Origin of the sequence: Shinella sp. (assembly GCF_052438155.1) — a bacterium.
Taxonomy (GTDB): domain Bacteria; phylum Pseudomonadota; class Alphaproteobacteria; order Rhizobiales; family Rhizobiaceae; genus Shinella.
In genome coordinates, this window is record NZ_JBQVPI010000001.1 from 135,469 (window position 1) to 160,335 (window position 24,867).

23 protein-coding genes are annotated in these 24,867 nt (G+C 62.4%); 12 read left to right on the plus strand and 11 right to left on the minus strand.

Annotated features, from left to right (window positions below; genetic code table 11):
• Window positions 1-20: 20 nt before the first annotated feature.
• From ACT6VE_RS00625 to xylF, 3 genes are all read right to left on the minus strand, one after another.
• Window positions 21-806, minus strand: coding sequence for an ATP-binding cassette domain-containing protein (locus ACT6VE_RS00625; protein WP_444796700.1), 786 nt, complete (start codon window positions 804-806; stop codon window positions 21-23).
• A 14-nt stretch (window positions 807-820) separates the two neighbouring features.
• Window positions 821-2,134 carry a sugar ABC transporter permease gene (locus tag ACT6VE_RS00630; RefSeq protein ID WP_444796701.1) on the minus strand — a complete coding sequence of 438 codons (1,314 nt, stop codon included), beginning with the start codon at window positions 2,132-2,134 and terminating at the stop codon, window positions 821-823.
• Window positions 2,135-2,308: 174 nt separating this feature from the next.
• On the minus strand, window positions 2,309-3,349 hold the full coding sequence (xylF, locus tag ACT6VE_RS00635) for a D-xylose ABC transporter substrate-binding protein (protein ID WP_444796702.1): 1,041 nt from the start codon (window positions 3,347-3,349) through the stop codon (window positions 2,309-2,311).
• 244 nt (window positions 3,350-3,593) lie between these two features.
• Between xylF and ACT6VE_RS00640 the strand changes: the two genes are divergently transcribed.
• Both ACT6VE_RS00640 and ACT6VE_RS00645 read left to right on the plus strand, forming a co-directional pair.
• Window positions 3,594-4,847 (plus strand): ROK family protein, encoded by a 1,254-nt coding sequence (locus ACT6VE_RS00640; protein WP_444796703.1) that lies wholly within the window; start codon window positions 3,594-3,596, stop codon window positions 4,845-4,847.
• Window positions 4,848-4,942: 95 nt separating this feature from the next.
• Window positions 4,943-5,398, plus strand: a complete 456-nt coding sequence (locus tag ACT6VE_RS00645; protein ID WP_444796704.1) for a hypothetical protein — start codon at window positions 4,943-4,945, stop codon at window positions 5,396-5,398.
• A gap of 180 nt (window positions 5,399-5,578) precedes the next feature.
• Here the strand turns inward: ACT6VE_RS00645 and iolG are convergent, their stop codons facing one another.
• The 6 genes from iolG to ACT6VE_RS00675 form a co-directional block, all read right to left on the minus strand.
• A complete protein-coding gene (gene iolG / locus ACT6VE_RS00650) occupies window positions 5,579-6,571 on the minus strand; it encodes an inositol 2-dehydrogenase (RefSeq protein WP_444796705.1) in 993 nt (330 codons plus the stop codon).
• 102 nt (window positions 6,572-6,673) lie between these two features.
• Complete coding sequence (locus tag ACT6VE_RS00655; protein ID WP_069057950.1) at window positions 6,674-7,693, minus strand: ABC transporter permease; 1,020 nt, start codon at window positions 7,691-7,693, stop codon at window positions 6,674-6,676.
• Window positions 7,694-7,744: 51 nt separating this feature from the next.
• On the minus strand, window positions 7,745-9,283 hold the full coding sequence (locus ACT6VE_RS00660) for a sugar ABC transporter ATP-binding protein (RefSeq protein WP_444796706.1): 1,539 nt from the start codon (window positions 9,281-9,283) through the stop codon (window positions 7,745-7,747).
• A 104-nt stretch (window positions 9,284-9,387) separates the two neighbouring features.
• Complete coding sequence (locus ACT6VE_RS00665) at window positions 9,388-10,317, minus strand: sugar ABC transporter substrate-binding protein (protein ID WP_444796707.1); 930 nt, start codon at window positions 10,315-10,317, stop codon at window positions 9,388-9,390.
• 252 nt (window positions 10,318-10,569) lie between these two features.
• Complete coding sequence (locus ACT6VE_RS00670; RefSeq protein ID WP_444796708.1) at window positions 10,570-11,382, minus strand: TIM barrel protein; 813 nt, start codon at window positions 11,380-11,382, stop codon at window positions 10,570-10,572.
• Window positions 11,383-11,544: 162 nt separating this feature from the next.
• Window positions 11,545-12,576 (minus strand): LacI family DNA-binding transcriptional regulator, encoded by a 1,032-nt coding sequence (locus ACT6VE_RS00675; RefSeq protein WP_444796709.1) that lies wholly within the window; start codon window positions 12,574-12,576, stop codon window positions 11,545-11,547.
• 146 nt (window positions 12,577-12,722) lie between these two features.
• Here ACT6VE_RS00675 and ACT6VE_RS00680 point away from each other — a divergent pair, with 146 nt between their 5' ends.
• From ACT6VE_RS00680 to ACT6VE_RS00700, 5 genes are all read left to right on the plus strand, one after another.
• The gene (locus ACT6VE_RS00680; protein WP_444796710.1) at window positions 12,723-13,823 is read left to right on the plus strand and encodes a fatty acid desaturase family protein; all 1,101 of its coding nucleotides are present in this window, start codon (window positions 12,723-12,725) and stop codon (window positions 13,821-13,823) included.
• A gap of 25 nt (window positions 13,824-13,848) precedes the next feature.
• Window positions 13,849-14,163, plus strand: a complete 315-nt coding sequence (locus ACT6VE_RS00685) for a MocE family 2Fe-2S type ferredoxin (protein WP_444796711.1) — start codon at window positions 13,849-13,851, stop codon at window positions 14,161-14,163.
• A 23-nt stretch (window positions 14,164-14,186) separates the two neighbouring features.
• On the plus strand, window positions 14,187-15,410 hold the full coding sequence (locus ACT6VE_RS00690) for an NAD(P)/FAD-dependent oxidoreductase (RefSeq protein WP_444796712.1): 1,224 nt from the start codon (window positions 14,187-14,189) through the stop codon (window positions 15,408-15,410).
• 24 nt (window positions 15,411-15,434) lie between these two features.
• Window positions 15,435-16,229, plus strand: a complete 795-nt coding sequence (locus tag ACT6VE_RS00695; RefSeq protein ID WP_444796713.1) for a 3-methyl-2-oxobutanoate hydroxymethyltransferase — start codon at window positions 15,435-15,437, stop codon at window positions 16,227-16,229.
• A gap of 64 nt (window positions 16,230-16,293) precedes the next feature.
• Window positions 16,294-16,524, plus strand: a complete 231-nt coding sequence (locus ACT6VE_RS00700; protein WP_069057958.1) for a hypothetical protein — start codon at window positions 16,294-16,296, stop codon at window positions 16,522-16,524.
• Here ACT6VE_RS00700 and ACT6VE_RS00705 read toward each other — a convergent pair.
• Window positions 16,521-17,030, minus strand: a complete 510-nt coding sequence (locus tag ACT6VE_RS00705) for a hypothetical protein (protein WP_444796714.1) — start codon at window positions 17,028-17,030, stop codon at window positions 16,521-16,523. The two genes, ACT6VE_RS00700 and ACT6VE_RS00705, sit on opposite strands and share 4 nt — an antisense overlap.
• Window positions 17,031-17,044: 14 nt before the next feature.
• Window positions 17,045-18,052 (minus strand): LysR family transcriptional regulator, encoded by a 1,008-nt coding sequence (locus tag ACT6VE_RS00710; RefSeq protein ID WP_083242793.1) that lies wholly within the window; start codon window positions 18,050-18,052, stop codon window positions 17,045-17,047.
• 255 nt (window positions 18,053-18,307) lie between these two features.
• Here ACT6VE_RS00710 and chvE point away from each other — a divergent pair, with 255 nt between their 5' ends.
• The 5 genes from chvE to ACT6VE_RS00735 all read left to right on the plus strand — a co-directional run bounded on the left by chvE (window position 18,308) and on the right by ACT6VE_RS00735 (window position 24,861).
• On the plus strand, window positions 18,308-19,381 hold the full coding sequence (chvE, locus tag ACT6VE_RS00715; protein ID WP_444796715.1) for a multiple monosaccharide ABC transporter substrate-binding protein: 1,074 nt from the start codon (window positions 18,308-18,310) through the stop codon (window positions 19,379-19,381).
• A 120-nt stretch (window positions 19,382-19,501) separates the two neighbouring features.
• Entirely contained in the window at window positions 19,502-21,037 is a 1,536-nt protein-coding gene (gene mmsA / locus ACT6VE_RS00720; protein WP_444796716.1) for a multiple monosaccharide ABC transporter ATP-binding protein, read from the plus strand.
• Window positions 21,037-22,245, plus strand: coding sequence for a multiple monosaccharide ABC transporter permease (gene mmsB / locus ACT6VE_RS00725; RefSeq protein ID WP_444796717.1), 1,209 nt, complete (start codon window positions 21,037-21,039; stop codon window positions 22,243-22,245). Before mmsA ends, mmsB begins: the two co-directional genes overlap by 1 nt.
• Window positions 22,246-22,374: 129 nt before the next feature.
• A complete protein-coding gene (gene araD1 / locus ACT6VE_RS00730) occupies window positions 22,375-23,370 on the plus strand; it encodes an AraD1 family protein (protein ID WP_444796718.1) in 996 nt (331 codons plus the stop codon).
• A gap of 57 nt (window positions 23,371-23,427) precedes the next feature.
• Window positions 23,428-24,861 carry an aldehyde dehydrogenase family protein gene (locus ACT6VE_RS00735; RefSeq protein WP_444796719.1) on the plus strand — a complete coding sequence of 478 codons (1,434 nt, stop codon included), beginning with the start codon at window positions 23,428-23,430 and terminating at the stop codon, window positions 24,859-24,861.
• The last annotated feature ends 6 nt before the right edge of the window (window positions 24,862-24,867 follow it).

Consider the following 24,867-nt stretch of genomic DNA (forward strand, 5'->3'; position numbering starts at 1 on the left):
TTGTTTTCGGCTTGAACCGATCAGGCGGTCTGCATGGCGCCGGGGCCGGGGATGGCTTTTTCGGGGACCTTACCGAGGATGATCATGCCGAGCACCTCGTCCTTGGTGACGTCCTCGGTGCGGGCGTGGCCGACGACCTGGCCGTTCTTCATCACCGAGACGCGGTCGGCGAGGTCGAAGACGTCGTGGATGTCGTGGCTGATCAGGAAGATGCCGATGCCCTCCTTCTTCAACTGCTTGATCAACTCGCCGACCTGCGCCGTCTCCTGCGGGCCGAGTGCAGCGGTCGGCTCGTCCATGATGAGGATGCGTGCGTCGAACAGGATGGCGCGGGCGATGGCCACCGACTGGCGCTGGCCGCCGGAGAGCGCCTTCACCGGTTCCTTGAAACGCTGGAAGTTCGGGTTGAGGCGACCCATCACTTCACGGGTTTTCGCTTCCATCGCCACGTCGTCGAGCGTGCCCCAGGGGGTGCGGAGTTCCCGGCCGAGATAGAGGTTGGCGGCGGCGTCGACATTGTCGGCGACGGCGAGCGTCTGGTAGATCGTCTCGATGCCGTATTTCTTGGCGTCGCGCGGGTTATTGATGTCGGCGGGTTCGCCATTGATCAGGATCTCGCCGCCATCGCGCTTGTAGGCGCCGGAGAGGACCTTGATCAGCGTCGACTTGCCGGCGCCGTTGTGGCCGAGAAGCGCGACCACTTCGCCGGGATAGAGATCGATCGAGGCATTGTCCACGGCGTGGATGCCGCCGAAGGAGATGGAGATGTTCTTCAGCTCCACGAGGGGCGTACGTGTGTCCGTCATTGGATGGGCTCCTCTTACTTGGCGCGGGCGCGGTAGACCGTGTCGAGCCAGACGGCGACGACAAGGACCATACCCACCACGATGCGCTGGAACGGGGTGTCGATGCCGACCAGCACCATGCCCGATTGCAGCGATTGCATGACGAGGGCGCCAAGCATGGCGCCTGCGATTGTGCCCATGCCGCCGGCAAGCGACGTGCCGCCGATGACGGCGGCCGCGATGGTGTAGAGCTCGTCGAGCTCACCCTGCGCGTTGGTTGCGGCATTGAGGCGGGCGGTGGAGATGGCGGCGGCGATGGCGCAGAGAATGCCCATCAGCGCGAAGATTTTTACCGTCACCCAGCGGGTCTTGATGCCGGCGAGTTCCGCGGCTTCCTGGTTGCCGCCGATCGCGAAGACGTAGCGGCCGAAGCGCAGGCGTGTCGAGATGAAGGTCATGACGATGCCGACGACGATGGCGATCAACACGGGAATGGCGATACCGTGCGGAATGAACAGGCCACCCTCCGGCCAGGCGATGCCGTTGGCGTCGGCATATTTGCGGGCGATGGCAACCGGCCACGGATAGCTGTTGACGACCGCAATGGCGCCGAGCACGAGCGTGCAGCCGACGGCGGTCAAAAAGTATTCCGCCCACATCGGGCGCTGCGGGAAGCCGAAGCGCTGACGCTGCTTGCGCGAGTTGATGATGGTGGCGATGATGGCGATACAGGCGAGGATGCCGACGATCCAGCTGGCCGTGGCGCCTATCGAGCCCTCGGTGCCGCCGCCCATCAGGCGGAAGGTGGCGTCCATCGGGGCGACCGTGCGGCCGCTCGTCACGAACCAGGTGGCACCGCGCCAGACGAGCAGGCCGCCGAGCGTGACGATGAAGGAGGGCACGTTGAGGAAGGCGATGATCGAGCCGTGCAGCGCGCCGATGGCCGCACCGAGCGTGATGCCGGCAAGCAGGGTGATGACCCAGATGGCCGGGTGATTGAAGCCCAGCAGCTGCGGCAGCAATTCGGCCTGCAGCACGCCCATGCTCATGCCCACGAAGCCGAGGATGGAGCCGACGGAAAGGTCGATGTTGCGGGTGACGATGACGAGCACCATGCCGGTCGCCATCACGGCGACGGAGGCCGTCTGGACCGACAGGTTCCAGAGGTTTCGCGGCGTCAGAAACAGGCCGCCGGACAGGATGTTGAAGCCGATCCAGATGATCAGCATGGCGCCGATCATGCCGAGCAGGCGCGTGTCGATCTCGGTGGCGCGAAAGAAGCGCTTCACCGGGGTCTCGCCCGCCGAGCGCGCGCGGTTGGCATGTGCGGTAGTCGTGATGTCGGCCATGGCTTTGCCGTTCCCCCACTTTTGTTGAACGTGTCGTTCGGGCGCACGGTTTTCAGACCGTTTCGAGGATGTGTCGCCGCCGCATCCTCCGCCCGCTGCCCATCTTGCGCAAGCGCCGCAACGTTTGACGTTGCGGCGCCTGGTGATGGTCAGGTCATTTGCGGTTCATGGCTATCAGTTGCAGGCTGCGACCGAGCCGGCAGCGACGCCCTGGCAAGCCGTTTCCTTCGGGATCCAGCCGGCGTCGATGACGACGTTCAGGTTGTCCTTGGTGATTGGCAGCGGAGCGAGGAAGACCGACTTCATTTCGACGCCCTTCGGGCCGCCGTTGAAGGTGGTCACGCCTTCGATTTCGTCCATGGTCTTGCCGCTGGCGAGCTGAGCTGCAATTTCCGCAGCGCGCTTGCCGAGTTCACGGCTATCCTTCCAGACCGACACGGTCTGGGTGCCGAGTGCCACGCGGTTCAGCGCGGCGTGGTCGGCGTCCTGGCCGGAAACCGGCACGGTGCCGGCAAGGCCCTGTGCCGAAAGCGCTGCGATTGCGCCGCCGGCCGTGCCGTCGTTCGAGGCGACGACCGCGTCGACCTTGTTGTCGTTCGCCGTCAGGAACTGTTCCATGTTCTTCTGGGCGTTTTCCGGCTTCCAGCCGTCGGTATAGGCTTCACCGACATTCTTGATCTTGCCGGCGTCGACCGCTTCCTTCAGCACTTCCTGCTGGCCTGCGAAGAGGAAGTCGGCGTTCGGATCGGACGAGGAGCCCTTGATGAAGACGTAGTTGCCTTCCGGCTTCACCTTGAACACTTCGCGGGCCTGCATGCGGCCGACTTCCTTGTTGTCGAAGGTGATGTAGAAGGCGGCCGGGTTTTCGATCAGGCGGTCGTAGCCGACGACCGGGATGCCTTCTGCGGCAGCCTTTTCGATGGCCGGGCCGATGGCTTCGGAATCCTGGGCGAGGACGATGATGGCGTTGGCGCCCTGGGCGATCAGCGATTCGACGTCGGTCAGCTGCTTTGCAGCGGACGACTGGGCATCAGCCGAAATGTACTTGTCGCCTGAGGCTTCGAGCGCTGCCTTGATGGCGGCTTCGTCGGTTTTCCAGCGCTCTTCCTGGAAGTTCGACCAGGAGACGCCGACCACGAGGTCCTTGGCGTGTGCGACGGAATGCAGGGAAACGATGATGGCAGCCCCTGCCATCAGCTTCAAAACGAACTTCATAATATCCTCCCAAGTGAACACCGGTCGCCTGGACGAACCTCCCGTCCAATCAACGACCGGCCACGATCTTACTGCCTCGATACCTCTCCCGACGGTGCCGGGACTTTTTTCTCGACAGTCGAGAAAATAAATGTCAGAACTTTTGCGGGCTGTCAACATGGCTTGAAAAGCCTTGAATGATGGCACGACAGATGCTTTGGGAGGGGCATGTGTTGCAGCATGTGAGAGTGAGTGGAATCCGGGGATGCTGACCAAATCGAGCACGGAGCTTGTGCGTCAGCAGAACAGCGCGCTCGTGCTTGCCTCGTTGCGCCGGCACGGGCCGCTTGCCCATACCGATATTTCCCATCATACCGGCCTTGCCTCCGCGACCGTTTCGGCGATTACCGCCGATCTCGAAAAAGCGGACGTGCTGGAGCGCCGCGAGCAGCAGGCGTCTGCCTCGCGCGGGCGGCCGCGTGTCATCTTCGGCCAGCGGCGCGATGCCGGCTACCTCATCGCCGTGCGCATCGCCTCGGACATCGTGCAATATTCGCTTGCCGACTATGGCGGCACGCTGCTCGACCGCTTCGAGGAGGCGCGCAATCATGCGGATACCGCGACGCGTCCGTTTGGCGAAGCCTTCGTGGCGGCACTCGACAAGCTGGTAAGTCGCTCGCGGATCGACCGCGCGCAGGTGCTCATCGTCTCGATCAGCAGCAAGGGCCTCGTCGATCCCGCGACGGCGCGTCTTGTCTGGTCGCCGGTCTTCGGTTCGCAGCAGGTCGATTTCGCAGCCCTGCTGCAGCCGCACTGGCGGGCCAAGATCCTGCTCAACAACGAGACTTTGCTCGTGGCGCATGCCATGGCGCAACGCATGGAGAAGGCGGGGGTCAAGAATTTGCAGGCGGTCGCGGCCCTCTCGCTCGGCCACAGCATCGGGCTCGGCATCGCGCGGTTCGATCGCACCAGTGAACTGTCGGTCACGGCGCCGAATTTCGGGCACATGCTGAATTCGTCGGATGGCAAATTGTGCCGGTGCGGCTCGCATGGCTGTATCGAAGCGTCGGCGGGTTTCTACGGCATCCTGCGCACCGCCTTCGAAGTGCCCCCGGATACGATCCCCGCAAAATTCGTGCCGCTTGCGGAAATGGACAAGATCGCGCTGCGCGCCCGGCAGGGCCATCGCATGTCGGAATATGCCTTCCGCCAGGCCGGCCTCGCTCTGGGGCAGGGGTTATCGCGCGTGGTGAGCCTCTACGAAAGCATGCCGATCGCCATCACCGGCCCCGGCACGCGCTATTTCGACCTGATCCAGCGTGGCCTCGAGGAGGGGCTGGCGCAGTCACAGCAGGTCCGCCTGTTCGGCGCCCCGCCGATCTCCGTCGTGCCGGAGGAGGCGACGCTGGTGCTGGAAGGGCATCTCGACCGCGCGCTGGCTGAGATGGATAATGACGTCATTGCTGTCCGGACTGTGGGCGACGAACGAATGGTGGGAAGCCCTGGTTCAACGGGATAGTGCGCCCCGTTTCTGTGCCAAAGATCATGGAGCGAAATCCGCCAGATGTGCGGCGTCTTTCTCTATAACTGAAACGAAAATTCTAAGGATAAGAAATGAGAGGTTCTGTACCGGTTGTTTTCCATATCGGCTGCGACGTGACTTTAAAGACAAAAGGCCGGAAAGGCCGGGCCGTAGTGAATGATACGTCCTTGTCGATTTGTGAGAATGGATCGGAAACTGAGATTAGTTTCCCTGCAGAGAGTATGGAGAGTGTGGCCCTTGTCCGCCCTCATAAGGTCGGCGCTGTCATCAAGGTCGATTTGGGTTCGGAGTTCTTATTTGTCGCTGTAACAAGATTTGTGGTCGGCCAACTCGCGCTGGTGAATTATGTCAGGACTGTACACCTCTTTAACGCGCTATCAACAATGTGTACCGGGCCTTCAACGTCGGAGTTTCCTGTCCACGTCCCGTTATCCCAAAAGCGCCGTCTAGCAATATTTTTCATCTCTGCTGCTGTCAGCTTTTCATGCGTGGCATTGTTAAGTTTCTTCAAGCGCTATTGGCAATGAGAAGGTCTGCGCAAGAGAGTTTTTGGTGGTCGATGCACGGCGCCGACACCTCGTATATCTGATTTCGTACGCTTTCGTTGCTTGCGGCATCACAAGTGGATGCAAGTGCTAACCAACTTTTCCGACAAAAAAAACCGGGCGACAGAATCGCCCGGCCAGTTGCTTGGGAGGAGGATTCCGTCAGGCGACGGAGATCTGGCGCTTTTCCAGGACCGACTTCACGGCCGCATCGGCGAGTGCCAGCGCTGCAAGACCATCCGCGCCGGACGGCGAGATCGTCGCGCCCTTTTCGATCGCCGCGATGAAGGCCGCGATCTCGTTGGCGTAGGCTTCGGTGTAGCGGGTCATGAAGAAGTCGTGCAGCGGCGGGCGGGTGTAGCCGTCGCCGTTGGCGATTTCGATCGAGACCGGGCGCTGGTTTTCGGCGGAGACGACGCCCTTGGAGCCGTGTACTTCGATGCGCTGGTCGTAGCCGTAGGTGGCGCGCCGCGAGTTCGAGATGATCGCCTGCTTGCCCGACTTGGTCTGGAGGATGACCGAGACGCTGTCATAGTCGCCGGCCTTGCCGATTTCGGGATCGACCAGAACGGCGGCGGTCGCCGAGACCGAGGCGACCTCTTCGCCGAGCAGGAAGCGGGCCATGTCGAAGTCGTGGATCGTCATGTCGCGGAAGATGCCGCCGGAACGCTTGATGTAGTCGACCGGCGGAGCGCCGGGATCGCGGGACGTGATGGTGACCATCTCGACGTCGCCGATCTTGCCGTCATCGATCGCCTTGCGCACAGCCATGAAGTGGGGGTCGAAGCGGCGGTTGAAGCCGACCATCAGCTTGCCCTTGGTTTCTTCCACCACCTTCATGCAGGCGCGCACGCGGTCGACGTCGAGGTCGATCGGCTTTTCGCAGAAGATCGCCTTGCCGGCGCGAGAAAAACGCTCGATGAGGTCGGCATGGGTGTCGGTCGGCGTGCAGATCACGACGGCGTCGATATCTTTGGCGGCTTCGATCGCCTCGATCGTGCGCACATCGCAACCATACTGCTTGGCGATGGCGTCTGCCGCAGCCGGGAAGGCGTCAGCAACGGCGACGAGCACGGCATCGGGATTGCCGGTCACGGCCTTGGCATGCACCTTGCCGATGCGGCCTGCGCCGAGAAGACCAAATCTCACAGTCATCTTCATTCTCTCTAGGTGGACCGCAGGTTTCAGCCTTGCGGGGTAGGGACGGGGCGATGCGCTCGCCCCGCAAAAGCGCCGCGGGAGTTCGCGGAATGGGTGCTACGTCTTGCGCTTCTTCTGGCGGTAGACGTCGACGACGACGGCGGCCACGATGATCACGCCCTTGACGATCTCCTGGTAGAAAGCATCGACGCGCAGGAAGGTAAAGCCCGATGTCATGACGCCGAGGATGACGGTGCCGATGACCGTGCCGGTGATGCGCCCGACGCCGCCGGCAAGCGACGTGCCGCCGATGACGGTCGCGGCAATGGCATCGAGTTCGTACATCACGCCCATGCCGGCCTGTGCGGTCTGGGCGCGGGCGGCGGTGACGACGCCGGCGAGGCCAGCCAATGCGCCGGCGATGGCATAGACCTTCACCAGATGCGATTCGACGTTGATGCCGGAGACGCGGGCGGCCTGCACGTTGGCGCCGATCGCATAGGTGAACTTGCCGTAGCGGGTGTAGCGCAGCGCGATGTGGAAGATCACGGCGACGACGAGGAAGATCACGACGGGCCAGATGCCGGTGCCGATGAAATTGAACTGTTCCGTCAGGCCCGAGACCGGCTGGCCCTTCGTGTACCACTTGGAGATGCCGCGCGCCGAGACCATCATGCCGAGGGTGGCGATGAAGGGCGGAATTTTGGTCTTGGCGATGAGCTGGCCGTTGACGAAGCCGGCAAGCAGGCCGACGCCGACGCCGACGGCCAGAGGCACGATGAAGGGCAGGTCCGTCAGCGAGGGATAGAGTGCGCGTGGCCAGGTGGAGGCTTGCGCCAGCGAGGCGGTGAACATCGCCGTCATGCCGACGACGGAGCCGGACGAGAGGTCGATGCCGCCCGTGATGATGACCTGCGTCACGCCGACCGCGATGATGCCGATGACCGAGACCTGCAGGATGATGATCGTCAGGCGTTGCGGGTTCATCAGGAAGCTCTGGCCGACAAAAATCCAGCCGAGGATTTCGTAGACCAGCGCAATGCCGACGAGGACGAGAAAGATGTTGAGTTCCGGCGGGAGCCGGCGGGCAGATTTCTGCGCGGCGCCTTGAGCCTGCGCGGCGGAATTCGTGCTCATGATTACCTCCCTTGCGGCCGCTCCGCGGCCTTAAATCTCACGGACCCATCGTTACTGGGCAGCCAGTTCCATGACCTTGACCTGCGTTGCCTCCGCGCGGTCGAGAATGCCGGTGACGCGGCCCTCGTGCATGACCATGACGCGGTCGCTCATGCCGAGCACTTCCGGCATTTCCGACGAGATCATGATGACGGCGACGCCGTCCTTGGCGAGTTCGGTGACGAAGCGGTGGATTTCCGCCTTGGCGCCGACATCGATGCCGCGGGTCGGCTCGTCGAGGATCAGGATGCGCGGGTTGGTCAACAGCCAGCGGCCGATCAGCACCTTCTGCTGGTTGCCGCCCGACAGGTTCTCGATGCGCTCCGACAGGTTGGGCGTCTTGACCCTGAGCTTCTTGCTCATCTCCTCGCAGACTTTCGTCAGCGCGCCCTCGGAAACGAAGCCGTTCTTGACGAACTTGTCCTGCAACACCGCGATCTGCATGTTTTCCAGGATGTCGAGGATCAGCAGGCAGCCGGTGTCCTTGCGGTCTTCCGTCAGGAACGCCATGCGATGCTTGATCGCCGTGTTCGGGCTGTCGATGTTAACCTCTTTGCCGTTGATCGAGATCGTGCCCGAGGTCGCCGGCGTCACGCCAAAAATCGTTTCGGCGACATTCGAGCGGCCCGAGCCGACGAGGCCGGCAACGCCGAGGATCTCACCGGCGCGCACGTCGAAGGACACGTCGTGGAAGACGCCCTTGAGGTTGAGGTTCTTGACCGACAGCACGACATCGCCGATCGGCACCTCCTCTTTCGGGAACATCTGGGTGATCTCACGGCCGACCATCATGCGGATGATGTCGTCGCGCGTCACGTCGGTGGAGGCATGCGTGCCGATGTATTTGCCGTCGCGGAACACCGAAAACTCGTCGGCAATCTCGAACAGCTCGTTCATCTTGTGGGTAATGTAGACGATGCCGATGCCCTGCGAGCGCAGGTCGCGGATGATCGTGAAGAGGTGGTCCACCTCGCGCTCGGTCAGCGCCGAGGTCGGCTCGTCCATGATAAGGACGTCGGATTCGTAGGAAACGGCCTTGGCGATCTCGACCATCTGGCGGTTGGCGACGGACAGGTCACGCACCTGCACTTCCGGGTCCATCACGATGTTGAGGCGCTTGAACAGTTCGGCCGTCTTGCGGTGCATCTCGCCGTGGTCGACGAAACCGAAGCGGTTCTTGGGCTCGCGGCGGATCCAGATGTTTTCCGCAACCGTCATGAAGGGCATCAGGTTCAGTTCCTGATGGATCATGGCGATGCCGTTCTCCAGTGCATCGAGCGGCGATTTCAGACGGATCTTCTGGCCCTTGAGCAATATCTCGCCCTGGTCCGGCGTATAAATGCCGGCAAGGATCTTCATCAGCGTGGATTTTCCAGCGCCGTTCTCGCCCATCAGGGCATGCACGGAGCCGCGCCTCAGCTTGAACTGGACATCGTCAAGTGCGACGACACCCGGGAATTCCTTGCGGATACCCTCCGCAGACAAGAGATATTCGGCATTCGGAATGGCGCCGCTAGCACGAACCGCGGCCATGGTGGTCGGACTGACCATCGTCCCCTCCCTCCCGGAGCAACCTGAAACGGATCGGACGCGCGCACGCCTGCGTGCGCGCGTCCTTCATAGTCTAACTGGCTTTCAAGAGATCGGTGTGCCGATCAGTTCTTGGCCTGGAAGTCGGCGATGTTGGCCGGCGTCACGAGCTGGAAGGGGATGTAGACCTTGGTGTCTACCTTTTCGCCCTTGGCGAGCTTGAGTGCGGCATCGACCGAACCCTTGCCCTGGCCGGCTGCGTCCTGGAACACTGTCACGTCGAGGTCGCCGGCCGCCATGGCGGCAAGGGCGTCCTGTGTCGCATCGATACCGGCAACAACGACGCTGTCCATCGAGCGGCCAGCAGCCTTCAGCGCCTGGATGGCGCCAATGGCCATTTCGTCATTGTTGGAGATGACGGCATCGAATTCCAGACCGGCGGAGAGCCAGTTGGTCATAAGGTCGGAACCCTGGGTACGCGACCAGTTGGCGGTCTGCTCCTCGACGATTTCGAGACCCTTGCACTCGTCGGTTGCGATCACGTCCTTGATGTCCTGCGTGCGCACGCGGGCGGCCTGGTTGGACAGTTCGCCCATCATGACGATGACCTTGCCCTTGCCGTTCAGCAGGCGGCAGACTTCCTTGGTTTCCAGCGTGCCGGATTCCACTTCGTTGGACGCGACGAAAGCCTGCTTTTCCGGCAGTTCGTTGACGTTCGCCGGCTCGCGGTTGACGTAGACGAGCGGGATGCCGGCGTCCGCTGCGGCCTTGGAGAGAGCGGCCGTCGCGTCGGTGTCAACCGGGTTCACGATGATGGCGCTGACGCCGGAAGCTATGAAGTTCTGGACCTGGCTCTGCTGCTTGGCGACGTCGTTCTGGGCGTCTTCGATCTGCAGTTCGACGCCATCGAGCGTCTTGGCATAGTCGGTCATGCCGTTGCGCAGAACGGTCAGGAAGTTGTCGTCGAACAGCGCCATCGAGACGCCGATCGTTTCGGCGTGGGCGGCGGTGGACATCATCACGGCAAGCGCCGAGCTCAGAATGAATTTTTTCATGTCGTTCTCCTCCTCAACGTGGCGTCCGGCGGCACCACCGACTTGGCCGGAAAGCTGACCCTTGGGGCAGCCCGGCCCCTGCTCCTCCCGGGAGGCAGGGGCCAAAACAGAATAAACAAACCGCGAATTCCGTCTTACGGAATGTTTATTCCATTTTCTCGATACAACGTCAAGCCCGTTCCATTTTTTCCGGCGGGGCATCGTCTCATGCTTGGGGAAAAGTGCCGGCGGGCTCACCGCCGGCAAGGGAACTCAGACGTTCTCGCTGATATAGGCGACGCTTTGCGTGACCGCAGCCTTGGGGTCAGTGACGCCGTGGACGGCGGGAGAGAACGGCTCGAAGGACAGTGGACCGGTATAGCCTGCCGAAAGCAAGGCCTTGATCTGGCTGATATTTCCGAGCAGGTCTTCCGGTCCGACCAGAACGCGATGGCCGTCCCGCATGTCGGAAACGGAGACGGCAGGGTCTTCGACGCCGGAAATGTGGACCAGGCCGGTCAGGTCGGCAAAGAGATCTGGCTCGCCGGCCAGATGATGATGGAACGTGTCGTGCACGAGGCGGAATGTCTGTTCCCCGCCCACCGCCTTGATCGCTTCGGCGGCCTCGCGCTTCGAGCGTAACGAGCAGATTTCGAAGCCGAGCGGCTCGACCAGGCCGATGATGCCGGCGGCATCCAGCAGGGGCTTCAGGGCGGTCAGCGCTTCGCGGAGGTTTGCCTGCCGCTCGCTATCCGCCTGGCCGGTGCCGTCGTTCTTGGGCACGAGCACGAGCGCTCGGGCACCACAGGCCGCGGCGTAGTCGATGAGCTCCTTTGCTTCGGCCGCGCGGGCCGGCGTCCACTCGTTGAAACGCTGGAGGGCATTGATCGAGATGATCGTGACGCCGTGACGCTCGGCAAGGGATTTCACGTCGCTCGGCGTCGTGCCGTCGAGAATGGCGTTGCCGTCGAGGTCGTTGCGGATTTCGACGGCCGTCATGCCCAGCGAGACGGCAAGGGAGAAAAAGGCGTCGAGCTTCAGGGCGGGGGCGGTCATGTGGTTGAGGGCGAAATTCAGGGCGGGCATGGAATGGGTGTCCTCCGGTCGTCGAGGCTGCCGACAGGGCGCCTCGCATGCACGCATGAGGATCGGCAAGGCTTTTGCAGGCGTCAAAGGCGAAGGCGGAAAGACCGCCCTCATTGCTGACAGATTAGTGGTGAGAATGACGGAAAACCATCATTCCCCGCGTCAGATATTCTCCGGCAGGAAGATGTCGAAGGGCAGGAAGGTCTGCCCCGGTACGGCCGAAGGGCCCTTTTCTATGGCGCCGACCATCAGCGAGACGAGTTCACGGCACAGGGCAGGCAGGGGGGTGTTGATCGCCATGGTGACGATATCGTCCGCCAGCCCTGCCTTCGATTCCGGCGTCAACTCGTTGACGATCAGCTGCACCTTGCCCGCAAAACCCTCCTCGCGGATTGCTGAAATCGCCCCTTCCATGCCGCCGCCGGCCACATAGAGGCCCACGAGGTCGGGGTGCTGGGCGAGCAGGTTGGCGGTCGCCTCGTGGGTGATCTCGCTGGTGTCGAGGTTGACCAGCGTATCCAATACTTCGAAATCCTGACCTTTCTCGCGGAAGAAGGAGCGGAAGCCCATTTCGCGCAGTTCATGACCGTGGAACCGGTGGCTGCCGACGAAAATCGCCACCTTTCCCGGCCGTCTGGCGCCCTTGGCGATCATCCACGCTGCGGTGCGCCCGACTTTCATATTGTTGAGGCCGATATAGCCCTGGCGCACGTCCATGGCGAAGTCGGAGAGCAGGCAGAACAGCGGGATGCCGCGAGTTTTCAGGTCTTCCGCCATCGTGGTGGTTGCCGGATAGTCGGGGGCGACGACGGCGAGTGCCTGGTTGCGTGCTGAAAGCTGGCGCAGCATTTCCGTCATCGCGGCCGGGGTCTGCGCATTGATGAAGTCGATCTGCGGAATGATGCGCGCGGTGGTGCATGCGTTGCAGGCGATTTCGATCTCGCGGGCGAAGTTCTGGTAAAAGGCCTGGCTGGGACGCTGGAAGCTGAAGCCCAGCCGGTATTGCGGCAGGTCCTCGAAGACCCGCTGCCGGATGAGGCCGATCGCATGATAGCCGATCGCGTTGGCGGCGTCATAGACGCGGCGCGCCGTCTCCTCGCGCACCTTATGGCGACCGTTCAGCACCCGGTCGACCGTTGCCACGCTGACGCCGGCTGCATTGGCTAGGTCCGTTATGGTGGGCCGCGACGCCATGTTCCCCTCCCTGAAAGTTTCCATCAGGATCGAATGATAGTGAATGATGGAATTTGACGCATTCTATCATGGCAGGATTGAGAGATGCAAGCAGCGGCGCTATCGTTTGTGCATGAGACGAGGCGGGCCGCTGGAGAGCGCCCCGCATGGAGGAGAGAGCGATGAAGCCGACGAAGCGGGACTACAGCCTTCTTGGCCGCGATGCCGAAGCTGCCGTTGCCAATGGGCTGGCTGCCGCCGAGTGGTATCACACGGACATCTCGCGCAAGGAGATGAAGGCGCTGATGCAGCGCAGCGACGGGCCGGCGATCCGCGATACCGCGATCTGGCTCGGCACCATGCTCGTCACGGCCGCTGCCGGCATCTGGTTCTGGGGAACCTGGTGGGCGGTGCCGTTCTTCTTGGTCTATGGTGTGCTCTACGGTTCGGCGTCAGATTCCCGTTGGCACGAATGCGGTCACGGCACGGCCTTCAAGACGCTCTGGATGAACGACGCGGTTTACCAGATCGCCTGCTTCATGATCATGCGCAACCCGGTCACCTGGCGCTGGAGCCATACGCGCCATCACACCGACACGGTCATTGTCGGCCGCGACCCGGAAATCGCCGTCATGCGCCCGCCGGATCTTCTGCGCCTCGTCCTGAACTTCTTTGGCCTTCTGGATGCCTGGCACGCCGTCGTCGATATGGTGCGCAATGCATCAGGTGTGATGAGTGCTGCGGAAAAGACCTTCGTGCCGGAATCGGAGCAGCCGAAGGCAATCCGCATCGCCCGTATCTGGCTTGCGATCTATGTCGCGACCATCGCGCTCTGTTTCGCCACGGGGTCGATCCTGCCGGCCATGCTGATCGGCCTGCCACGGCTCTACGGCGCCTGGCACCATGTGCTGACCGGTCTGCTCCAGCACGGCGGTCTGGCGGACAATGTCATCGATCACCGGCTGAACAGCCGCACGGTCTACATGAACCCGTTCAGCCGCTTCATCTACTGGAACATGAACTACCATGTGGAGCACCACATGTTCCCGATGATCCCATACCACGCGCTGCCGCGGCTGCACGCCATGATCAAGCATGACCTGCCGACACCGAACCCGTCCATGTGGCACGGCTACCGAGAAATGATCCCGGCCTTCCTGCGCCAGCTGCGCAACGAGGACTACTTCCTGAAACGCGACCTGCCCGCGACGGCGAGGCCCTACAAGGAAGAGTTTCATGCCGAGCCAGCCGTCGTGGCTGCCGAATAACAAGCATTCACTGGAGGAGACGACCATGAGCGATACCTGGATCGAGGTCTGCGCGGCAGACGAGATTGACGAAGAGGATGTCATCCGCTTCGACCATTCCGGACGCACCTTTGCGATCTATCGCAGCCCGGAAGACACTTATCACGCGACGGATGGCCTCTGCACCCATGAGAAGATCCATCTCGCTGATGGGCTCGTGATGGATCACGTCATCGAATGTCCCAAGCACAACGGCCGCTTCAACTACAAGACCGGTGAGGCCAAGGGCGCGCCCGTCTGCGTCGACCTCAAGACCTATCCGGTCAAGGTCGAAGGCGGCACCGTTTTCATCGGGCTCTAGAATCTCTTGGGGAGGATCGTTTCATGGCGAATTTCGTCATCGTCGGCGCCGGTGAATGCGGTGCGCGCGCGGCTTTTGCGCTCCGCGAAAAAGGGTTCGATGGCGCGATCACGCTGATCGGCAGCGAAGTCCATCTGCCTTACGAGCGCCCGCCGCTGTCCAAGGATGCCCTGGTCGCCGGGGCCGGCCCGAAGCTCGTTGCCGACGCGGCGCGCTATGCCGAGGCACGGATCGACGTACTCACCGGTCGTACCGTTCTGGAAATCGACCGGGCCGTTAGGCGCATCTTTTTCGACGACGGCGCGGCACTCCCCTATGACAAACTTCTGCTCGCCATCGGCGCCCGGCCGCGCGCCTTTCCGGGTACGCGCCATGGCGGCCGCATCGCCGCACTGCGCAGCCACGACGATGCCGCACGTATTCGCACACATCTGGTGGAGGGCAGCCATGTCGCCATTCTCGGCGGCGGTTTCATCGGCCTCGAACTCGCCGCAAGTGCTCGCACGCTCGGGGCGACGGTCACCCTCGTCGAAGGCCTGCCGCGCGTGCTGAGCCGCGGCGTGCCGGCCGAGATCGCGGCGATCGTCGCAAATCGGCATGCCGCCGAAGGGGTGGAGATCCTGTGTGGTGCCAAGGTCGCCGGGGTCGAGGAATTGCCGGGCGAGGTGTGCATCACGCTGGAAGGCGGGCGGATCGTTTCGGCAAACCTGCTGGTCGTGGGTATCGGCGCGGTGCCGAACACGGAGCTGGCGGAAGCGGCCGGTCTTGCGGTTGAAAACGGCATCGCGGTGGATGGCCTGCTGCGCACGTCCGATCCCGATATCTTTGCCGCCGGCGACTGCACGTCCTATCCGTTGCCGCTCTATGGCGATCGCCGCATTCGCCTCGAATCCTGGCGCAATGCGCAGGAACAGGGCCAACTCGCCGCGGCTAATATGCTCGGTGGCGCGGAAGCGCACTCCGCCGTTCCGTGGTTCTGGTCGGACCAGTACGACATGACGCTGCAGATTGCCGGGCTTGCCGATGGTGCGGCCAAGACCGTCCGGCGCGAGGTGGGCGAGGGTGCCTTCATCCTGTTCCACCTCGATGCAGAGGGCCGGCTAATTGCGGCGAGCGGCATCGGCCCGGGCAATGTGGTTGCCCGCGACATCCGGCTTGCCGAAATGCTGATTGCCGCGCGCGTCCATCCCGACCCGGCCGAGCTTGCGGCACCCGAGACCAAGCTCAAGAAACTGCTCGCCGCCTGACCGGCGATACCCTGGGAGATGACCGTGAAGACCAAAAGACCGACAGTTGCCGACCTGCAAGCGATGAAGGGCAAGCGCCAGCTCACCATGCTGCGCGTCGTGACGCTGGAAGAGGCCGCGGCCGCCGAGCAGGCGGGCATCGACCTCGTCTCCGTGCCGCCGACGCTGCTCGGCCCTGCCTTCCGCGAGGCGGCACCAACCGTCTTTGCCTTCCCCGGGCTCGAATATGGTGATCTCGTCACGACGGACGACTATCTGCGCGGCGCCTTCCAGGCGATGAAGGCGGGCGGTGACGCTGTCTATTGCGCGGCCGGTCTTTCGACGGTGCGGCGCCTTCGGGAAGAAGGCATCCCGGTTTGCGGTCATGTCGGCCTCATTCCCTCCAAGGCGACATGGACGGGCGGCTTCAAGGCCGTCGGCAAGACGGCGGAAAGTGCACTGGAAATCTTGCGCCAGGTCAAGGCGCTGGAAGGGGCCGGCGCCTTTGCCGCTGAAATCGAGGTTGTGCCGGGTGAAATCGCCGCCGCAATCAGCGCCAAGACCTCACTCGTCATGCTCTCGATGGGGGCCGGCACCGGATGCGACGCGCAATATCTCTTCGCGGACGACGTGCTCGGCCAGAACCGTGGCCATTATCCACGCCACGCCAAGGTCTACCGCAACTTCGCGGCCGAACATGACCGGCTCCAGCAGGAGCGTATCGCCGCCTTCCGGGAGTATGCGGATGACGTGCGATCCGGTGCCTATCCGGAGAAGGCGCATCTCGTCGGCATCGCGCCGGCAGAACTTGCCGCCTTCCTTGGTCGTCTCGACGCCTGAAAAGCCGGTTCCCTCCCGCGAGAAAACCACTTATGTAGGCGGTCGAAGGCCTGAGGAGACGTTCATGAAAATCATCGACACCGACCATCCGTTCTACCGTCCGCTCTGGCGGCGGGTGCTTCTGGTCGCGGTCTGTGCAGCCTGGACGGGTGTGGAATTCTACAACAACGAGCAGACCTGGGGCACGATCTTCCTCGTCGTGACGGCCTATGTGTTCGCGAACCTCATCCTGTTCTTCAAGCCCTCCGATCCGGCGGAAAAGCCGCCGGAACAGGGCGGCGAGACAAAGAGTTAACGCAGCCCAAAACTCTTCTCGACATTGATCCGCCGGATCGTTTCGTCGATCAGCATGTTGGCGATCTTCATGCGCAGCGTCGCATTGATGCGCAGATCCTCCGGCGCGCGGTCGGGATGGTTGTCGCGAGCAAAAATGCGCCGGCGCGCCAGCAGGTCGTCCACGCTTTCCTTGCCGTTCAAGGCCAGATCTTCCGCGACCTGGTCTGGTTCCGTGCGCAGCAGATGTGGCGGCGGCGCGGGCGGGGGCTCGATCGTTGGCGGGCTTTGCGGCTCGGGCGGGATTGGCGCGGGCTCTTCATAAATATCCAGATAGGCGGCAGCGGCCTGCGACCCGGACATGAAGGTCGCACCCGTACCCAGACCGGCAAAGCCGGAGGTCAGGCCGCGGATTTCTCCAAGGCCTTCGTCTTCAGAGATGTCGTGGTCGCCATTCTCTTCAGCGGCTTCGCGTGCCTCGGCCTTCAGCCTTTCGAGCACGGATTCAAAAACGGTCAGGCCGAACATGGTGTCTCCTTCGCTCAGTCGGGCGAAAGCATCCGGCTGCGTTGCAAGATCAGATCATAGAGCAGTTTGGCGCTGGGGGGCAGCGCCCTGCCTTTCACGGAAATGAGGCTGTATGGCTTGATGTCGATTTCGAAGTCGGTGTTGAGGATGCTGATTTCACCCGCCTGCGCGCCGACATCGGCGATGAAGACCGCCATGTCGCGGGCGACGGGGGCGATCGCGTTCGAGCCGCAGACGATGGCGGTGGTCAGCAGGATGGATGAGGTGTTGACGACCGTGGAGGGCAGGGCGACGCCCGCCGCGATGAACAGTTCCTCGATGCGCCGCCGGAGCAGCGTGCCGGCCGGCTGGAACACCCAGTCATAGTGCGGCAGGTCGGCAAGGCCGACGACGGGCTTTTCCGTCAGCGGGTGGCCCTTGCGGACGATGAGGCAGGCCTTTTCGATGCCGATCTCGGTGACGTTGAACAGGCGCGGATTGAGATCATCCGGTACTCGGGCGATGATGAAATCCTGCCTTGCGGCAAGCAGTTCGTGGGCGAGCACGTTGCTTGTCTCCACGCGCACGTTCACCTCGATGCCGGGATAGGCGGCACTTACCTGCTGGATGGCCGGCACGGCAAGGCTGATCGCCGGCGCCGTCACCGAGCCGAGGAAGACCGAGCCGCCGGTGCCGGATTTCAGCGCGGAAAGCTCGCGGTCGACTTCACGCAGCTCGAGCAGGATGGTGCGGGCGCGTCGCGCGAAGGCTCGGCCGAAGGCGGTGAGCGCGACACCGCGCGATACACGCTCGCAGAGCTGGGCCTTGAGGATCGTTTCCATTTCCGTCAGCATGCGGGAGGCGGCGGGCTGCGAGATGTTCAGCGCATCGGCGGCCGCACTCACCTGGCTGTGCTCCTCGATTGCCACGATCATGCGCAGATGGCTGAGCTTCAGGCCGCTGCGCAGCAGGGCGACGCCCTGAAGGTTGTCGCCATCTTCGCCTGGAAAAAGTGGCTCGTCCCTGTCCTCTTGCAAGCGCATGTTTACCTCGTTTTATAAAATAGTACATTTGCCCCATGGTATATCAAATTTGATATCACTTTAGAAGCTTATTGCATTTGACAGTTATGGCAATTCGTACGACGTTGCGGCAATGTGCGCTGGGGTCCTTGGGAGTGGGGATCGGCGGGCTTTTGGCTCACCAGTCCAGGCCGTCGCCTGAAAGCGACCCCGCCCGTGCACAGAACAATGCCTGGCCGCAGTTCCGGTCAGTGCGCACAAGGGAGAGACCTTTCAATGAAACTGATCACTTCGCTTCTCGCCGCCGCTGCCATCAGCGTTGCGTCGTTCGTTGCGCCGTCCTTCGCCCAGGACAAGGGCATGGTCGGCATCTCCATGCCCACCAAGACCTCGACCCGCTGGATTTCCGATGGCGAGACGATGGAAAAGCTGTTCAAGGACGCCGGTTATACGCCGGACCTGCAGTTTGCTGACGACGACATTCCGAACCAGCTCGCCCAGATCGAAAACATGGTCACCAAGGGTGCCAAGGTTCTCGTCATCGGCGCCATCGACGGCACGACGCTGTCCGACATCCTGCAGAAGTCTGCCGATGCCGGCGTGAAGGTCATCGCCTATGACCGCCTCATCCGCGACTCGGGCAATGTCGACTACTACGCCACCTTCGATAACTTCCAGGTCGGCGTTCTGCAGGCCACCAGCCTCGTCGACGGCCTGAAGGCCAAGTTCCCGAACACCAAGCCGTGGAACGTCGAGCTCTTCGGCGGTTCGCCGGACGACAACAATGCCTTCTTCTTCTACGACGGCGCGATGTCGGTCATCCAGCCGCTGATCGACAGCGGTGACATCGTCATCAAGTCGGGCCAGGTCGGCATGGAAACCGTCGGCACGCTGCGTTGGGATGGTGCCGTTGCCCAGGCCCGCATGGAAAACCTGCTGTCCTCGACCTATACTGACGGCCGCGTCGATGGCGTTCTGTCGCCCTACGATGGTCTTTCCATCGGTATCCTGTCTGCCCTGAAGGGCGTCGGCTACGGCTCGGGCGACCAGCCGATCGCCATCGTCACCGGTCAGGACGCCGAACTGCCGTCCGTCAAGTCGATCCTTGCCGACGAGCAGTACTCGACGGTCTTCAAGGACACCCGCGAACTGGCCAAGGTCACCGTCAGCATGGTCAACGCCATCCTGGAAGGCAAGACGCCGGAAGTGAACGACACCAAGACCTATGACAACGGCGTCAAGGTCATCCCGTCCTACCTCCTGAAGCCGCTTGCCGTCGACAAGTCCAATGCCGAGAAGGTTCTCGTCACGGACTCCGCCTACTACACGGCCGACCAGCTGAAGAACTAATCGTCTCCACACTCTCCGGGGTTCGCGCGATGTCGCGCGAACCCTCTTTTCTCCGGATCGCAGAGCGAATAGGCTCGGTTTCCCCGCCTGCTGGTGGCGGATGACCGCTGGAAACTGTCAATGAGCAAAACCCTTCTCGAAATGCGTGGCATCACGAAGACGTTTCCGGGCGTAAAGGCGCTCGACAACGTCAACCTGAAGGTCCGCGAAGGCGAGATCCACGCCCTTGTCGGCGAAAACGGCGCCGGCAAATCCACCCTCATGAAAGTGTTGAGCGGCGTCTATCCGGCCGGCTCCTATGAGGGCGAAATCCATTTCGACGGCGAAGTCCGTCGCTTCTCCACGATCTCCGACAGCGAGCATCTGGGCATCATCATCATCCACCAGGAGCTGGCGCTCGTGCCGCTTCTGTCGATCGCCGAAAATATCTTCCTCGGCAACGAGGTGGCGACGAACGGCATCATCGACTGGAAGCTCGCCTTCCGGCGCACGCAGGAATTGCTGGACAAGGTGGGTCTCAAGGAGCCGCCGGGCACGCTGATCACCGATATCGGCGTCGGCAAGCAGCAGCTCGTCGAAATCGCCAAGGCGCTGTCGAAGAAGGTACGTCTGCTCATCCTCGATGAGCCGACCGCCTCGCTCAATGAGAAGGATTCCGACGCGCTCCTGAAGCTGCTGACGGAGTTCCGCGCGCAGGGCATGACCTCGATCATCATCTCGCACAAGCTGAACGAGATCAAAAAGGTCGCCGACCAGATCACCATCCTGCGCGACGGCGGCACGGTCGAAACGCTCGACTGTCACAACGAGGATATTTCGGAAGACCGCATCATCAAGGGCATGGTCGGTCGTGCGATGGAAGACCGCTATCCGGCGCGCGAGCCGAAGATCGGCGAGACGCTGCTGGAAGTGAAGAACTGGAACGTCTTCCACCAGCATCACCGCGACCGGCAGTTCCTGCACGATGTCAGCTTCAACGTGCGTGCCGGCGAAGTTGTCGGCATTGCCGGGCTGATGGGCGCTGGACGCACCGAGACGGCGATGAGCATTTTCGGCCGGTCCTGGGGTCACAAGATCACCGGCGATGTCCTGATGCACGGCAAGCCGGTCGATGTCAGCACGATCCAGAAGGCGATCAAGGCGGGTCTCGCCTATGTCACCGAGGACCGCAAACATCTCGGCCTCGTTCTGATCAACAACATCATGCACAACACGACGCTCGCCAATCTCAAGGGCGTGTCGAATGCGACGGTGATCGACAATCGCCAGGAAGCCAAGGTTGCGGCGGGCTATCGGTCGAAGCTGCGCATCCGCTCGCATTCGATCTATCAGGAAGCGGTCAATCTTTCCGGCGGCAACCAGCAAAAAGTGGTGCTGTCGAAGTGGCTCTTCACCAATCCCGAGGTTTTGATCCTCGATGAACCGACGCGCGGCATCGATGTCGGCGCGAAGTTCGAAATCTATACAATCATCAACCAGCTTGCCGCCGAGGGCAAGGGCATCCTGATGATCTCGTCGGAGATGCCGGAACTGCTCGGGACCTGCGATCGCATCTATGTCATGAACGAAGGACGCATCGTGGCCGAGCTCTCCAAGGCGGAAGCAAGCCAGGAATCCATCATGCGCGCCATCATGCGCTCCGGGGAGAAACACTAATGGCCACCGATACATCGACCCAGAGAACCCAGCCTTCGGTGGGAGACTACCTCAAGAAGAACATCCGTGAATACGGCCTGCTGGTCGCGCTCGTGGTGATCATGATCTTCTTCCAGATCCTCACCAACGGCGTGCTCTTCCGCCCGGTCAACATCACCAATCTGGTGCTGCAGAACTCGTTCATCGTCATCATGGCGCTCGGCATGCTGCTGATCATCGTGGCGGGACATATCGACCTGTCGGTCGGCTCCATCGTCGCCTTCACCGGGGCCATATCGGCGATCATGCTGGTGAAATGGGGGCTGCCGGCGATCATCGTCGTGCCGCTCTGCATCCTCGTCGGCGCCCTGATGGGAGCCGCGCAGGGCTACTGGGTCGCCTACCAGAAGATCCCGTCCTTCATCGTGACGCTGGCCGGCATGCTGGTTTTCCGCGGCATGACCTATGTCGTGCTGGGTGGTCGCCCCGTCGGCCCGTTCCCGAAGGATTTCCAGATTCTTTCGACGGGTTTCGTGCCGGATTTCCTGTCGATCACCGACCCGGCAACGAGCCTGATCAAGAACTATTTTGCCCTCGTGATGATCGTCCTGCTCGTCGTCTATGCCGTCTATGCCGGCCTTCGCGAGCGGCGCATGAACGCCGTGCATGAGACCGAAAACGAGCCCTTCGCCTTCTTCGCCGTACAGATGGCGATCATCGGTGCGGTGGCGATCTTCCTCGGCTTCCAGCTCTCGACCTATCGCGGCCTGCCGAACGTGCTCGTCATCATGGGCGTGCTGATCGTTCTCTACACCTTCGTCACGACGCGCACGACGATTGGCCGACGCATCTACGCGATGGGCGGCAACGAGAAGGCGGCGAAGCTTTCGGGCATCAACACCGAGCGACTGACCTTCTACACCTTCGTCAATATGGGCGCGCTCGCGGCCCTTGCCGGCATGATCATCGCGGCCCGCCTCAACTCGGCAACGCCGAAGGCCGGCGTCGGCTTCGAGCTCGACGTCATTGCGGCCTGCTTCATCGGCGGCGCGTCTGCATCGGGCGGTGTGGGCAAGATCACCGGCGCGGTCATCGGCGCGTTCATCATGGGCGTCATGAACAACGGCATGTCGATCATGGGCATCGGCATCGATTACCAGCAGCTCATCAAGGGCCTGGTGCTGCTCGCTGCCGTGTTCTTCGACGTCTACAACAAGAACAAGGGCTGATCGGCCAACCGGCCAGCCACCTGAATTGCATGCGTGTTTGACGGGCTGCTTGAGGCGGCCGGTGCGGTGGTGTCTGTCCACCGCAGGTGCGGAGCTTTGGCGCGAGCCTGCTCCAGGAAGGACTAGGAAATGCTGATTTCGCAGGTAGCAAATGCTGACGGCTCGATCACCGTGGTCGTGCGGGAAGAGGGCGGCACGGGCCGCGCCGTCAAGGGTACCGGCAGCGTCTATGCGCTCGCTTTGGAAGCGGCCAACAGCGGCCAGTCGCTGAAAGCCATCATCGATGCCAAGGGCCTCGGCGAGGCGGTTGATCTGGAAGAGGCCTATGCAGATGGCCGCCTGCTGTCGCCGATCACCCACCCGGATGCGGCGCACCTGCACCTGACCGGCACGGGCCTCACCCATCTCGGCTCCGCCGCGACGCGGGATTCCATGCACAAGAAGACGTCGGAAGCGGCTGAAGAGACGCTGACGGATTCGATGAAGATGTTCCGCATGGGTCTCGAAAACGGCAAGCCGAAGGCCGGCGAAAAGGGCGTGCAGCCGGAATGGTTCTACAAGGGCAATGGCTCTCAGGCCGTTGCACCCGGCGCAGCGCTCACCTCGCCCTCCTTCGCGCTTGATGGCGGTGAAGAGCCGGAAATGGCGGGCATCTACATCATCGCCGCCGATGGTTCGCCGTTCCGTATCGGCTTTGCCGTCTCGAACGAGTTCTCCGACCATGTGACGGAGCGCATCAACTACCTCTATCTCGCCCATTCGAAGCTGCGCCAGGCGAGCTTCGGCCCGGAAATCCGCGTGGGTGCGGCACCGGACGATATCCGCGGCTTCTCGCGCATCGTGCGTGGCGGCAAGGTTCTCTGGGAAAAGCCGTTCGTCTCGGGCGAGGCGAATATGTCCCACACCTTCGCCAACCTGGAATACCATCATTTCAAATACGGCCTGTTCCGCGCGCCGGGGGACATTCACGTCCACATGTTCGGCACGGCGACGCTATCCTTCGGCGACGGTATCCGCACGGAGGAGGGCGACGTGTTCGAAATCGGCGCCGATGGTTTTGGCCTGCCGCTGCGCAATCCGCTGGCGATTGCCAAGGAAGAAGAGATCGAAATCCGCCAATTGTAATCGATGCGGCGGCCCGCTTGCCGGGCCGCACCATGCAGACAGGAGGCTCAAAGGCCCATGACCATGCACCAGAACCTGATTGCCGGCGAATGGATCGGCTCGGACGCAATTCGCAACATCAACCCATCGAATACCGACGACGTGGTGGGCGAATATGCCCGCGCTTCGGTCGAGGACACCAAGGCGGCCATTGCGGCGGCGAAGGCGGCTTTCCCGGCTTGGTCGCGTTCCGGCATCCTCGAGCGCCATGCGATCCTGCGCAAGACGGCCGACGAGATCCTCGCTCGCAAGGACGAACTCGGCCGCCTGCTGTCGCGCGAAGAGGGCAAGACGCTGGCGGAAGGCATCGGTGAAACCGTGCGCGCCGGCCAGATTTTTGACTTCTTCGCAGGTGAGTGCCTGCGCCTTGCCGGCGAGGTGCTGCCCTCGGTGCGGCCCAACATCGGCGTCGAGATTACCCGCGAACCGGTCGGTGTCGTCGGCATCATCACGCCTTGGAATTTCCCGATCGCCATTCCCGCCTGGAAGATCGCGCCGGCGCTCTGTTACGGCAATACCGTCGTCTTCAAACCGGCCGAACTGGTGCCCGGCTGTTCCTGGGCGATCGTTGATATCCTCGTGCGCGCCGGCCTGCCGAAGGGCGTTTTGAACCTCGTCATGGGCAAGGGTTCCGTCGTCGGCCAGACGATGCTCGACAGCCCCGACGTGCAAGCCATCACGTTCACTGGCTCGACCGGCACGGGCAAACGCGTCGCACTCGCCTCTGTCGAACATAACCGCAAATACCAGCTCGAAATGGGCGGCAAGAACCCGTTCGTCGTGCTCGACGATGCGGACCTCCCCGTCGCCGTCGAGGCTGCCGTCAACTCGGCCTTCTTCTCAACCGGCCAGCGCTGTACGGCCTCCTCACGCGTCATCGTGACCGAAGGCATCCACGACAAGTTCGTCGCTGCCGTCGGTGAGCGCCTGAAGAGCGTCGTCGTCGATGATGCGCTGAAGGCCGGCACGCATATCGGCCCGGTCGTCGATGAAAGCCAACTGAAGCAGGACACGGACTATATCGAGATCGGCAGACAAGAGGGTGCAAAACTCGCCTTCGGGGGCGAGTTGCTGAAGCGCGACACGCCCGGCTTCTATCTGGCGCCCGCGCTCTTCACCGAGGCGACGAACGACATGCGTATCTCGCGGGAGGAGATTTTCGGCCCGGTCGCCGCCGTCATCCGCGTCAAGGATTACGAGGAGGCGCTGGCTGTCGCCAACGACACGCCGTTCGGTCTGTCCTCCGGCATCGCCACCACGAGCCTGAAGCACGCCACGCATTTCAAGCGCAATGCCGAGGCCGGCATGGTCATGGTCAACCTGCCGACGGCGGGCGTCGATTTCCACGTGCCGTTCGGCGGCCGCAAAGGCTCGTCGCATGGCTCGCGCGAGCAGGGCCGCTACGCCAACGAATTCTACACAACCGTCAAGACCGCCTACACCCTGGCGTGAGACAAA